This window comes from Brevibacterium sp. BRM-1 (genome assembly GCF_026802075.1).
Classification (GTDB): domain Bacteria; phylum Actinomycetota; class Actinomycetes; order Actinomycetales; family Brevibacteriaceae; genus Brevibacterium; species Brevibacterium rongguiense.
On sequence record NZ_CP113788.1, the window covers coordinates 666367 to 678711 of the forward strand.

Annotated in this window: 11 protein-coding genes; 3 read left to right on the top strand and 8 right to left on the bottom strand. The window is 72.8% G+C overall.

The features are described from left to right. Nucleotides 1-5: 5 nt before the first annotated feature. Nucleotides 6-959, bottom strand: coding sequence for a heme o synthase (locus BRM1_RS02945; protein WP_160952633.1), 954 nt, complete (start codon nt 957-959; stop codon nt 6-8). 185 nt (nt 960-1144) lie between these two features. On the opposite strand from BRM1_RS02945, the gene tkt reads away from it, so the two are divergent. Genes tkt through BRM1_RS02960 form a run of 3 tightly spaced genes read left to right on the top strand, consistent with a single transcriptional unit; the run spans nt 1145 to nt 5975 of the window. Next, nucleotides 1145-3232: a transketolase gene (gene tkt, locus BRM1_RS02950; protein WP_268528039.1), complete on the top strand. Its 2088-nt coding sequence runs from the start codon at nt 1145-1147 to the stop codon at nt 3230-3232. Beyond that, nucleotides 3229-4347, top strand: a complete 1119-nt coding sequence (gene tal, locus BRM1_RS02955; protein ID WP_268528042.1) for a transaldolase — start codon at nt 3229-3231, stop codon at nt 4345-4347. Before tkt ends, tal begins: the two co-directional genes overlap by 4 nt. Beyond that, a complete protein-coding gene (locus BRM1_RS02960) occupies nt 4344-5975 on the top strand; it encodes a glucose-6-phosphate isomerase (protein ID WP_160952603.1) in 1632 nt (543 codons plus the stop codon). Before tal ends, BRM1_RS02960 begins: the two co-directional genes overlap by 4 nt. Before the next feature lie 103 nt (nt 5976-6078). Here the strand turns inward: BRM1_RS02960 and secG are convergent, their stop codons facing one another. Genes secG through rapZ form a run of 7 tightly spaced genes read right to left on the bottom strand, consistent with a single transcriptional unit; the run spans nt 6079 to nt 12345 of the window. Beyond that, nucleotides 6079-6324: a preprotein translocase subunit SecG gene (gene secG, locus BRM1_RS02965; RefSeq protein ID WP_160952604.1), complete on the bottom strand. Its 246-nt coding sequence runs from the start codon at nt 6322-6324 to the stop codon at nt 6079-6081. Nucleotides 6325-6336: 12 nt separating this feature from the next. Beyond that, nucleotides 6337-7122 carry a triose-phosphate isomerase gene (gene tpiA / locus BRM1_RS02970; protein ID WP_160952605.1) on the bottom strand — a complete coding sequence of 262 codons (786 nt, stop codon included), beginning with the start codon at nt 7120-7122 and terminating at the stop codon, nt 6337-6339. Then, nucleotides 7122-8348: a phosphoglycerate kinase gene (locus tag BRM1_RS02975; RefSeq protein WP_268528046.1), complete on the bottom strand. Its 1227-nt coding sequence runs from the start codon at nt 8346-8348 to the stop codon at nt 7122-7124. Before BRM1_RS02975 ends, tpiA begins: the two co-directional genes overlap by 1 nt. Then, nucleotides 8345-9364, bottom strand: coding sequence for a type I glyceraldehyde-3-phosphate dehydrogenase (gap, locus tag BRM1_RS02980; RefSeq protein ID WP_268528049.1), 1020 nt, complete (start codon nt 9362-9364; stop codon nt 8345-8347). Before gap ends, BRM1_RS02975 begins: the two co-directional genes overlap by 4 nt. A gap of 56 nt (nt 9365-9420) precedes the next feature. Beyond that, a complete protein-coding gene (gene whiA / locus BRM1_RS02985; RefSeq protein ID WP_268528051.1) occupies nt 9421-10404 on the bottom strand; it encodes a DNA-binding protein WhiA in 984 nt (327 codons plus the stop codon). 13 nt (nt 10405-10417) lie between these two features. After that, entirely contained in the window at nt 10418-11452 is a 1035-nt protein-coding gene (locus BRM1_RS02990; RefSeq protein WP_442864337.1) for a gluconeogenesis factor YvcK family protein, read from the bottom strand. Nucleotides 11453-11454: 2 nt separating this feature from the next. Then, nucleotides 11455-12345: an RNase adapter RapZ gene (gene rapZ, locus BRM1_RS02995; RefSeq protein ID WP_160952609.1), complete on the bottom strand. Its 891-nt coding sequence runs from the start codon at nt 12343-12345 to the stop codon at nt 11455-11457.

A 12345-nucleotide genomic window follows, 5' to 3' on the forward strand; every position in this document is an offset into this window, starting at 1 on the left:
CCCGCTCAGAACAGCGCGGGGACGAACGGGTCGATCGCGACGGCGAGGAAGAGCACGGACAGGTACGTGATCGACCCGTGGAAGACCTTCATGGCGCGCAGCTGCGTGCCCGTCAGGCCCTTCTTCGCTCGTCCCACCAGCGCGTAGCACTCCCAGAGGAACCAGGCGCCACCGGCCACGGCGGTCACGGTGTAGACGGCGCCCATGGGCGCGACCGGGATGAGCGCGAGGCTGGTGAGCACCATGGCCCAGGCGTAGAGGATGATCTGGCGGCCCACCGTCATGGGCGGCACCTTGGACGGCAGCATGGGCACGCCGGCGGCGTCGTAGTCGTCCTTGTACTTCATGGCCAGCGGCCAGTAGTGCGGCGGCGTCCAGAAGAACACGACGAGGAAGAGGATGACCGGCTCCCAGGCCAGCCCGCCGGTCACGGCCGACCAGCCGATGAGCACGGGCATGCACCCGGCGGAGCCGCCCCAGACGATGTTCTGCGAGGTGTGGCGCTTGAGCAGGATCGTGTAGACGACCACGTAGATGAGGATCGCGATCGCCGTGAGCCCGGCGGCCATCCAGTTCGTGAAGCCGCCCATCCAGAACACCGAGCCGATGCCCAGCGCGAAGGCGAACACGAGTGCGTGCGACGGCTTGACCTCGCCCGTGACAAGAGGGCGGTTCTCCGTGCGGTGCATCTTCGCGTCCATGTCGCGGTCGATGAAGCAGTTGAACACGGAGGCCGATGCCGCTGCGGCCGCTCCGCCCACGAGGGTGGCGAGGACGAGCCACAGGTTCGGCAGGCCGCGCTCGGCGAGGAACATCACCGGTGCGGTCGTGACGAGCAGCAGCTCGATGACGCGCGGCTTCGTCAGCGCGACGTAGGCCATGAACGTACTGCGGGGCTTGGGCCCCCGGCGCGCCTCGTCGACGGTGCGCCGGAGGGGCTTCTCCTCACGGTGCTTCATGCGGGTCGGATCGGCACTCACGCAGACAGTCTCTTCCTCACGATTGGGCGGCCGGGCACGGCCGCCGCACAAGCTCTTCGCATTCTACTCGCCGTAGTCGTCGGCGCCACCCGCCCCGCCGTCCGCACCGGCACCGGTAGACTCGAGCCGTCGACTACCGGCCACAACAAAGGATTCGCCTCCTCATGACATTCTGCTCCTGGTCCGACACCGACTTCCGCGCCGTGGACACCGCGCGCGTGCTGGCCGCCGACGCGGTGCAGAAGGCCGGCCACGGCCACCCGGGCACCGCGATGAGCCTGGCCCCCGCCGCCTACTACCTCTACCAGACCGCGATGGTCCACGATCCCGCCGATCCGGACTGGCTGGGCCGCGACCGCTTCGTCCTCTCCGCCGGGCACTCGAGCCTCACCCAGTACATCCAGCTCTACCTGGCCGGCTACGGCCTCGAGCTGTCCGATCTCCAGGCGCTGCGCACCTGGGGATCGCTCACCCCGGGCCACCCCGAGGTGGGCCACACGGCGGGCGTCGAGATCACCACGGGCCCGCTCGGCTCGGGACTGGCCTCGGCCGTCGGCATGGCGATGGCCGCCCGCCGCGAGCGCGGGCTGTTCGATCCCGAGGCGCCGGCCGGGCAGTCGCCGTTCGACCACACGATCTACGTCATCGCCAGCGACGGCGACCTCGAGGAGGGCGTGTCCGGCGAGGCCTCCTCGCTCGCCGGAACCCAGCGCCTGGACAACCTCGTCGTCATCTGGGACGACAACCGCATCTCGATCGAGGACGACACCTCGATTGCGTTCACCGAGGACGTCGAGGCGCGCTACGCCGCCTACGGCTGGCACACCCAGCACGTGGACTTCACACAGGGCGGGTCCGAGTACCGGGAGGACATCGGCGCGCTCGACGCCGCGGTGCGCGCGGCCCACGAGGATCCCCGCCCCTCGTTCATTCGGCTGTCGACGATCATCGCCTGGCCCGCCCCCACCGCCCAGGGCACGGGGACCTCGCACGGCGCCGCGCTGGGCGCGGACGAGGTCGCCGCCACGAAGAAGGTCCTGGGCTTCGACCCGGAGGCCGACTTCGCGGTCGGGGAGGCCGTCCTCGCCCACACCCGGCGCGCGGTCGACCGCGGCCGGGAGGCTCACCGGGCCTGGGACGAGCGCTTCGAGGCGTGGGAGTCTGAGAACCCGGAGCGGGCCGCCCTGCTCCAGCGCCTCACCAACCACGGCGATCCCGCGGGGCTCGCCGAGGCCTTCCCCACGTTCGAGCCGGATGCCCAGAAGGGGATCGCGACCCGCGCCGCCTCCGGCACGGTGCTCAACGCGATCGGCGAGCTGCTGCCGGAGCTGTGGGGCGGTTCGGCGGACCTCGCCGGGTCGAACAACACGCTCATCAAGGCCGACGAGTCGTTCCTGCCCCCGGACCGCGCCACCTCGCAGTTCGCCGGCAGCGCGTACGGCCGCAACCTGCACTTCGGCGTGCGCGAGTTCGCGGCCGGCCTGGTCTGCAACGGCATCGCACTGCACGGGCCCACGCGGCCGTACGCGGGCACGTTCCTCGTCTTCTCCGACTACCAGCGCGCCGCCGTGCGCCTGGCGGCCCTCCAGCAGCTGCCCACGATCTTCGTGTGGACGCACGACTCGATCGGCCTGGGCGAGGACGGGCCCACCCACCAGCCCGTCGAGCACCTCTCCGCGCTGCGGGCGATCCCGGGCCTCGACGTCGTCCGGCCCGCCGACGCCAACGAGGTCTCCGTCGCCTGGCAGACCCTGCTCGGCCACCGCGACCGGCCCACGGGCCTCGTGCTCACGCGCCAGGCAGTGCCGGTCCTCGACCGTGCCGACCTGGCGCCGGCCGCCGGCGCGGCGCGCGGCGGCTATGTCCTCTCCGACGACGAGGGCGAGCCCGAGGTCATCATCATGGCCTCCGGCTCGGAGGTCCACATCGCGCTCGAGGGCGCCCGCGCCCTGCGCGCCGAGGGCACCCGCGTGCGCGTGGTGTCGCTGCCCAGCCACGAGTGGTTTGACGCCCAGGACCAGGACTACCGCGATGAGGTGCTCCCCCCGCACATCCGCGCGCGGGTCAGCGTCGAGGCCGGCTCGGCCATGAGCTGGCACCGCTACCTCGGCACCGAGGGCCGCGCGGTCTCCCTCGAGCACTTCGGCGCCTCGGCCGACTACCAGCGCCTCTACGTGGAGTTCGGCATCACCCCGGACGCGGTGGCCACCGCCGCCCGGGAATCGATCGCCGCGGCGGGGGCGCGCGCATGAGCGCCCCGCTGGAGCAGCTCAGCGCCGCCGGCGTGTCCGTGTGGCTCGACGACCTCTCGCGCTCGCGCCTGGCATCCGGGGGCCTCGCGCAGGCGATCGCCGACACCTCGGTCGTGGGCGTGACGACGAACCCGACGATCTTCGCCGCCGCCCTGCGCGACGGTGGGGCGTATGCGGAGCAGGTCGCGCAGCTGGCCGCCGAGGGCGGCTCCGTCGACGCCGCCATCGACGCCGTCACGTGCGCCGATGTCGCACAGGCCTGCGATGTCCTGCGCCCCGTCTACGACCGCACCGACGGCGCCGACGGCCGCGTGTCCATCGAGGTGCCCCCGCACCTGGCCCGCGATGCCGAGGGCACCGTCGAATACGCCTGCCGGCTCGTGCGGGCCATCGACCGGCCCGGCACCATGATCAAGATTCCCGCCACGGAGGAGGGCCTCGACGCCATCACCCGGGTCGTGGCGGAGGGCATCAGCGTCAACGTCACCCTCATCTTCGCGCTGGGCCGCTACCGGCGGGTCGTCGAGGCGTACATCAACGGCCTCGAGCGCGCCCGCGAGGCCGGCCACGACATCTCGCAGATCCACTCGGTGGCCTCGATCTTCGTCTCCCGCGTCGACACGGAGTTCGACCGTCGGCTCGAGGAGATCGGCACCCCGGAGGCGCTCGCGCTGCGCGGCCGGGCCGGGCTGGCCAACTGCCGCCTGGCCCACCGCATCGCCGGCGAGCAGTTCGACTCCGAGCGCTTCCGCGTGCTCGCCGCCGCCGGGGCCCGCCGCCAGCGCCCGCTGTGGGCCTCCACCGGGACGAAGAACCCGGCCTACCCGGACACGATGTACGTCACCGGGCTCGTCACCGAGGGCTGCGTGAACACGATGCCGGAGGCCACGCTGCGCGCGTTCGCCGACCACGGCGAGGTCCACGGCGACACGGTGGTCGACGGCTACGCGCAGGCCGATGAGGACCTCGACGCGCTCAGCCGGCTCGGCATCGACTACGCGCAGGCCATGGACCGGCTCGAGGCCGAGGGCCTGGAGAAGTTCGAGGCGAGCTGGGATGAGCTCGCAGGCTCCGTGGGCGAGCAGCTCGCGGCGGCACGAGAGGAGCGCGCATGAGCGCGGATGACCAGCACACGACCGTGAGCCTGGGGGTGCGCTCGGAGGCGGAGTTCGACGAGCAGCTCGCGGCGATCCTCGACGCCCGCGCCGCCTCGCGCATCGCCGCGGGCGACGGCGGGGTGTGGGGCGATGCCGCGAGCGCCGAGGCGCAGCGCCGCCTGGGCTGGACCGGGCTGCCGCTCGAGTCCGTCGGACTCGTCGAGCGGATCGGAGAGCTGCGCTCCGAGCTGGAGTCCGAGGGCCTCACCCGCATCGTGCTCGCCGGCATGGGCGGGTCCTCCCTGGGGGCGGAGGTCATCGCCGCAACCGCCGGGGTGCCGCTCACGGTGCTCGACACGACTGCGCCGGACGAGGTGCGCCGCGCGCTCACCGAGGACCTCGCGGCCACCGTCCTCATCGTCGCCTCGAAGTCCGGGACGACGGTCGAGACCGATTCCCACCGGCGCATCTTCACCGCCCTGTGCGCCGAGGCCGGGCTCGACCCCGCGGCCCGGCTCATCGCCATCACGGACCCGGACACCGCGCTCGCCCAGCTCGCCGAGGCCGAGGGATGGCGGGCCGCGTTCGAGGCAGATCCCACCGTGGGCGGGCGCTTCGCCGCGCTCAGCGCATTCGGGCTCGTGCCCGCCGGGCTCGCAGGCGCCGAGGTCGCCTCGCTGCTCGCCCAGGCGCAGGAGCTCGCGCCCGCGCTGGCCGCGGACTCCGCGGACAACCCGGCCGTGCGCCTCGGCGCCTTCCTCGGCACGGCCCACGGCCTCGGCACGGAGAAGCTCGTCATCGCCACCACCGATGCTCCGATCGTTGGGCTCGGCGCGTGGCTCGAGCAGCTCATCGCCGAGTCGACCGGCAAGGAGGGCCTGGGGATCCTCCCGGTGGCCGTCGAGTCCATCCACTCCCCCGGCTTCGACGATGCCAGGCCCGATGCGGCGCTGCTGTTCATCGGCTCCGCGGTGGGCGACCACCAGCCGCTCTCGGAGTTCGCGGCCGCCGTGGCCGGGCCGCTGGGCGCCCAGTTCCTGCTGTGGGAGACCGCGGTCGCCATCGCCGGGTACAGCATCGGCATCAACCCGTTCGACCAGCCCGATGTCGAGGCGGCCAAGGCCAACGCACGCGCGCTGCTCGAGGGCGCAGCCGAGGGCGATGACCGGCCGGTCATCACCGACGGCGCGGTCGACGTCGTCGACTCCCACCGTATCCTCGCGGACGTCGAGAGCCTGCGCGGCGCCCTCGACGAGCTCATCGACCGCACCGACGAGTACGGCTACATCGCGATCCAGGCCTACCTGGACCGCGGTGCCGCGGCCGACGCGCAGGCGCTGCGCGATACCGCCGCCCGGGCGACCGGCTTCCAGACGACGTTCGGCTGGGGTCCGCGCTACCTGCACTCGACCGGGCAGTACCACAAGGGCGGCCACCCCAACGGCAGCTTCATCCAGCTCATCGCGGCTCCGGAGGCCGATGTCGAGGTGCCGGGCACGGGGTTCACGCTCGGCCGGCTGCAGGAGGCGCAGGCGGCCGGGGACGCCGAGGCCCTGCACGGCCGACCGCTCATCACGATCCGCCTGCGGGAGGTCGAGGCCGGCCTCGCCCAGGTGCGCGCGGCGCTCGAGGCGCTCGACGGGTGAGCGCACCCCGTCCCCGTCCTCGCTGGCGGGGGCGGGGACGAGGCGCAGACGCACCGCGGCCCGGCAGTCGATGACTGCCGGGCCGCGGTGCGTGAAGGGCGGGCTACGCCTGGAAGCGGACGATGAGTCCGAGCAGGATGATCGAGGCGCCCCACACGATCGCGATGAAGGCCGTGATCCGGTTGAGGTTGCGCTCCGCGACGCCGGAGGCGCCGAGGTTCGAGCTCATGCCGCCGCCGAACATGTCCGACATGCCGCCGCCCTTGCCCTTGTGGAGCAGGATGAACAGCGTGAGGATGACGCTCGTGAGGATGAGCAAGCCGGTGAGGACCCAAGTCAGAATTTCCACGCGCTCACCCTATCAGCCGCGCACCGCGGCGGCGCACAGCGCCGCGAAGCCGTCGGCCTCGAGGCTCGCACCGCCCACCAGCGCGCCGTCGATGTCCTCGGCGGCGACGATCTCCGCCACGTTCTCCGCCTTCACGCTGCCGCCGTAGAGGATCCGCGCGGCATCCGCGACGGCATCCCCCGCCGTCTCCCGCAGCGCGGCGCGCAACGCGGTGGCCATCTCCGCAGCGTCCTGCGCCGTCGCGGTCGCTCCGGTGCCGATCGCCCAGACGGGCTCATAGGCGACGACGAGCCCGCCCAGCGCCTCCGCCGCGATGCCCTCGAGGGCCGCGCGCAGCTGCCCGGTGACGTAGTCGAGGTGGCCGCCGGCCTCGCGGACCTCGGCAGACTCGCCCACGCAGAGGATGGGCACGAGCTCGTGGCGCAGTGCGGCCTCGAGCTTCGCACGGACCTGCGCGTCGTCCTCGCCGTGGTGGGCGCGGCGCTCGCTGTGGCCCACGAGCGCGTATGCGCAGCCGAGCCGTGCGAGGAACCGGCCGCTGACCTCGCCCGTGTAGGCGCCCTCGTCATGGGCGGAGAGGTCCTGCGCCCCGTAGGCCAGGTCGAGCTTGTCGCCCTGGACGAGCGTCTGCACCGAGCGCAGGTCCGTGAACGGCGGGATGACCGCCACCTCGCAGGACCCCGCCGGCAGGCGGGCATCGCGCAGCGCCCACGCGAGCTTCTGCACGGTCGAGATCGCCTCAAGGTGGTCGTGGTGCATCTTCCAGTTGCCCGCCAGCAGCAGGGTGCGCTGGGCCATCACTCGTCCTCCAGCGCCGCGAGACCGGGCAGTTCCTTGCCCTCGAGGTACTCGAGGCTGGCCCCGCCCCCGGTGGAGATGTGGCCGAAGCTGTCGTCGGAGAAGCCGAGCGCGCGCACGGCCGCGGCGGAGTCGCCGCCGCCCACGACCGTCAGGCGCCCCTGGTCCGCGCCGCCGTGGACGTCGGTGAGCGCCTCGGCCACGGCCTTCGTGCCCGCCGCGAACGTCGGGAACTCGAAGACGCCCATGGGCCCGTTCCAGAACACCGTGCGCGCCCCGGCGATGAGCTCGGCGTAGTGCGCCGCAGTCTCCGGGCCGATGTCGAGCCCGATGGCGGACGCCCCCGCCGGCGTCGATTCGAGCGCGTCGACCGGCACCGTCCAGTGCTCGGCGTCGCGGTCGAACGACGCGGCCATGACGATGTCGGTGGGCAGCACGATGTCGACGCCGGCCTGCTGCGCCTTGGACAGGTAGCCGCGCACGGTGTCGAGCTGATCGTCCTCGAGCAGGCTCTGGCCCACCGCATGGCCCTGCGCCGCGAGGAAGGTGAAGACCATGCCGCCGCCGATGATGAGCGTGTCCGCCCGCTCGAGCAGGGAGGCGATGACGCCCAGCTTGTCCGAGACCTTCGAGCCGCCGAGGACCACGACGTAGGGGCGCGCGGGGTCGTGCAGCAGCCGGTCGGAGACCTCCACCTCCGCCGCGACGAGCCCGCCGGCAAAGGAGGGCAGCAGGCCGGCGACGTCGACGACGCTCGCCTGCTTGCGGTGGACGACGCCGAAGCCGTCGGAGACGAAGGCGTCCGCGAGGCCGGCCAGGCGCCGGGCGAAGGGCAGCCGGTCGGCGTCCTTCTTCGCCGTCTCGCCCGGATCGAAGCGCAGGTTCTCCAGCAGCACGACGTCGCCGTCATCCATCCCGGCGACCTTGGCCTGGGCGTCGTCTCCGACGGTGTCCCAGGCGAACGTCACCTGCCTGCCGATCGCCTTCGACAGCTCCGGTGCGACGGGGGCCAGCGAGTAGACGGGGTCAGGGGCGCCCTGCGGCCGGCCGAGGTGGGCGGCGACGATGACCTTCGCGCCGGCCTCGGCCAGCGCGCGGATCGTCGGCGCCGAGGCCGTGATCCGCCCGGTGTCCGTGATCGTCGTGCCGTCCATCGGCACGTTGAGGTCGCTGCGGACGAGGACGCGCTTGCCCGCGAGCTGGGCCGGGTCGGTCAGGGTCCTCACTTGCCGGCCTCCTGCAGCTTGCCGCCCACCAGGGAGGTGAGCTCGAAGAGGCGGTCGGAGTAGCCCCATTCGTTGTCGTACCAGGCGATGACCTTGTACTGGTCCCCGACCTTCATCGTCAGCTGCGAGTCGAAGATCGCCGAGCGGGGGTCCATGACGATGTCGGAGGACACGAGCGGCTCGTCCGTGTAGCCGAGGATGCCCGCCAGCTCGCCCTGGGAGGCGGCGAGCATGGCCGCGTTGATCTCCTCGACGGAGGTCTCGCGGGCCGGGACGAACGTGAGGTCGACGAGCGAGCCGGTGGGCACGGGGACGCGGATCGCGAAGCCGTCCAGCCGGCCCTCGAGCTCGGGGATGACCTTGGCGACGGCGCTGGCGGCGCCGGTCGTGGTCGGCACGATGTTGAGCGCGGCGGCGCGGGCCCGCCGGAAGTCCTTGTGCGGGGCGTCGAGCAGGTTCTGGTCCCCGGTGTAGGCGTGCACGGTCGTCATGACGCCGGATTCGATTCCGACGGTGTCGTTGAGCACCTTGGCCACGGGTGCCAGGCAGTTCGTCGTGCACGAGGCGTTCGAGATCACGGTGTGCTGGGCCGGGTCGAAGTCCTCGGCGTTGACGCCCAGGACGAACATGCCGTCGGTGCCCTTGCCCGGGGCGGAGAGGATGACGGTCTTCGCGCCGCCGTCGAGGTGCTTGGCGGCCTTGTCGCGGCTGGCGAACTTGCCGGTGGACTCGATGACGATGTCCGCCCCGGCCTCGGCCCACGGGATCTGGGCGGGATCGGCGATCGAGGTGGCCCGGATCCGCTTGCCGTCGACCGTGATCGACTCGTCGTCGTGCTCGATCTCCGCCTCGAAGCGGCGCCACACGGAGTCGTACTTGAGCAGGTGGGCGAGGTGGGCGTTGTCGGTGAGGTCGTTGATGGCAACGACCTCGATCCCGCGTCCCTCGTCGTGTGCGTGCCGCAGGAATGAGCGGCCGATGCGGCCGAATCCGTTGATGCCGACGCGAATGGGCATGAGACCTCCTGGTCGTCCGGGGCGTGCTCGGTGGGTCGCTCCCAGTCTAGTGGCGCTTACGCGTCGTCGAGCATGTCCGGGGTGAGGTTCGCATCCGTGCCGGGGATCCCGGTGTCCTCGGCCCTCTTGTCCGCGGTGGCCAGCAGGCGCCGGATCCGGCCCGCGATGGCGTCCTTCGTCATGGGCGGGCTGGCCAGCTGGCCGAGCTCCTCGAGGGAGGCCTGCTTGTGCTGCAGCCGCAGGCGCCCGGCGTAGCGCAGGTGGTCAGGCACGTCCTCGCCGAGGATGTCGAGCGCCCGCTCGACGCGTGCGCCCGCGGCCACGGCGGCCCGCGCCGAGCGGCGCAGGTTCGCGTCGTCGAAGTTCGCCAGCCGGTTGGCGGTGGCGCGCACCTCGCGGCGCAGGCGCCGCTCCTCCCACACGAGGCGGGTGTTCTCCGCGCCCATCGCGGTGAGCAGGTCCCCGATCGCCTCGCCGTCGCGCAGCACCACGCGGTCGACCCCGCGGACCTCGCGGGACTTCGCCGCGATCTCGAGGCGGCGGGCAGCCCCCACGAGCGCGAGGGCGGCCTCCGGCCCGGGGCACGTGACCTCGAGCGCCGCCGACCTGCCGGGCTCGGTGAGGGAGCCGTGCGCGAGGAACGCCCCGCGCCACGCGGCCTTCGAATCGGTGATCGAGCCGTTGACGACGGCGGCGGGCAGGCCGCGCACGGGCCGCCCCCGCCCATCGACGAGCCCGGTCTGGCGGGCCAGTGCCGGGCCGTCTTGGGCCACGCGCACGAGGTAGCGGCTGCTGCGCCGGATCCCGGCGGCGCCGATGACGGTGACCTCGGCGGTGTGGCCGTAGAGGGCCTTGATCTCCGCGCGCAGGCGGCGGGCGGCGGCGCCGGTGTCGACCTCCGCCTCGACGACGATCGAGCCGGCCACGATGTGCAGGGCCCCCGCGAAGCGCAGCGTGGCCGAGACCTCGGCCTTGCGGGCGGAGGCCCGCGTCTCGCGGTACCGGGCCAACTCGTCCTTGACCTGCGCGGTCAGTGCCATTCGGGGTCCTTTCTCACCACTGCTCGTCGACGCTGAGGCCCGCGTCGAGCAGCAAATCACGGTAACACGCCGCGAGCTTGAGGCTGTCGTGCTGCTGGGGCCTGCGCCCGGCCAGCGGCCGCGCCCACAGCTGGGCGCCGAACAGCCGCGCCGCGCTGGCCTCGAGCCCCGGCTCCTCCGCGGCGGCCGCAGCGTCCACGACGATCGCGTCGAAGGACAGGCGGGGCGCGTGGGCGTGGAGCGAGTCGAGGTGGGCGGCCAAGGTCAGGCCGCGGGTCTCGAGCTCCGCTCCCGGCAGGTTGAGCGTGAGGATCTTCAGCGCCTGGGAGCGGTACAGCGTGTCCGCCAGGGCGGGCACGAGCAGGTGGGGCATGACGGAGGTGTACCAGGAGCCGGGCCCCAGGTTCACGACCTCGGCCTGGGCGACGGCGTCGAGGGTCTCCTGCCGGGCCGGCGGCCGCGGCGGGCTCAGCCGCACCTGCGCCACCTGGCCGTCCGTGGCGGCCAGCCGGGACTGGCCGCGGATGACCTCGCGGCGCCCCCCGGGCAGCTCCACGTCCGCCTCGATCGCCAGCGGGACGGAGGACATGGGCAGGACGCGCCCGTGGGTGCGCAGCAGCCGAGCCATCCAGTCGAGCCCTTCGACGTGGTCGCCGAGGATCTGCCAGAGCGCGGCGATGAGGAGGTTGCCCACCGCGTGCTCGTTGAGCGAGCCCTCGGAGGAGAACCGGTGCTGGATGACGTCGCGCCAGTTGCGGCCCCATTCGCCGTCGTCGCACAGCGCCGCGAGCGCCATGCGCAGATCGCCCGGCGGCAGGCCCCCGAACTCCTCGCGCAGCCGGCCGGAGGAGCCGCCGTCGTCTGCGACCGTGACGACGGCGGTGAGGTTCTCCGTGAGCAGCCGGAAGGCGCGCAGCGCCGCGTAGAGGCCGTGGCCCCCGCCGAAGGACACGATGCGGGGGTTGCCGCCGGGCGCGGATCCCGGTCGGCGCAGGTAGAGGGGCAGCTCGAGCGACTGGGTGTCGAGGGACGCGGAGTCGGGCGCCACGGCTACTCCCGCCCCAGGTCGCGGTGGCGCACGGTGACGGCCGCGGGCGTGCGGTCGGCCAGCCGGCGCGCGAGCTGCTCGGTGAGCGCGACCGACCGGTGTTTGCCGCCCGTGCAGCCGATCGCGACGGTCGCATACGTCCGGTTCTCGCGCAGGTAGCCCTCGATGACGACGTCGAGGGCGCTGCAGTAGCGGTCGACGAAGGCCAGCGCCCCGGGCTGGGCGAGCACGTAGTCGGCCACGGGGGCGTCCTGGCCCGTGAATTCGCGCAGGTGCGGGATCCAGTACGGATTGGGCAGGAAGCGCACATCGGCCACGTTGTCCGCGTCCTTGGGGATGCCGTACTTGAAGCCGAAGCTCATGACCGTGATGCGCAGCGCGTCCGAGCCCTCGTGGCCGAAGGCGCGGCGCACCTCGGCCCCCAGCTGGTGGACGTTGAGGTCGGAGGTGTCGATCGTGATGTCGGCTCGGCTGCGGATCCCGGCCAGCGCGCTGCGCTCGGCCTCGATGCCCTCGATGAGCGTGCCGTCGGCCTGCAGCGGGTGCGGGCGCCGGACGGATTCGAAGCGGCGCACGAGGACCTCGTCGGAGGCGTCGAGGAACAGCACCCGGACGCCGATGCCCTGGTCCTGGTAGTCGGCGATCGCCTCCTCGAGCGCGGAGAACATCCCGCGGCCGCGCACATCGGCGACGACCGCGACCTTCGGCAGCTTGCCGTCGGCGCGCGCGACCAGCTCGACGAGCGGCGCGATCATCTGCGGGGGCAGATTGTCCACGACGTACCAGTCCATGTCCTCGAGCGCGTTGGCGGCGGTCGAGCGGCCCGCACCGGACATGCCCGTGAGCACGAGCACCTCGACGCCGGCATCGGGGGTGGCGGGGTGATCGGTCAT

Excerpts from the sequence above, each read along its gene's own strand:
- BRM1_RS02960 (WP_160952603.1), top strand. The coding sequence starts at position 4,344 with ATGAGCGCGGATGACCAGCACACGACCGTGAGCCTGGGGGTGCGCTCG.
- gap (WP_268528049.1), bottom strand. The coding sequence starts at position 9,364 with ATGCCCATTCGCGTCGGCATCAACGGATTCGGCCGCATCGGCCGCTCA.
- tpiA (WP_160952605.1), bottom strand. The coding sequence starts at position 7,122 with ATGGCCCAGCGCACCCTGCTGCTGGCGGGCAACTGGAAGATGCACCAC.
- tal (WP_268528042.1), top strand. The coding sequence starts at position 3,229 with ATGAGCGCCCCGCTGGAGCAGCTCAGCGCCGCCGGCGTGTCCGTGTGG.
- tkt (WP_268528039.1), top strand. The coding sequence starts at position 1,145 with ATGACATTCTGCTCCTGGTCCGACACCGACTTCCGCGCCGTGGACACC.
- rapZ (WP_160952609.1), bottom strand. The coding sequence starts at position 12,345 with ATGACCGATCACCCCGCCACCCCCGATGCCGGCGTCGAGGTGCTCGTG.
- BRM1_RS02945 (WP_160952633.1), bottom strand. The coding sequence starts at position 959 with ATGAAGCACCGTGAGGAGAAGCCCCTCCGGCGCACCGTCGACGAGGCG.
- whiA (WP_268528051.1), bottom strand. The coding sequence starts at position 10,404 with ATGGCACTGACCGCGCAGGTCAAGGACGAGTTGGCCCGGTACCGCGAG.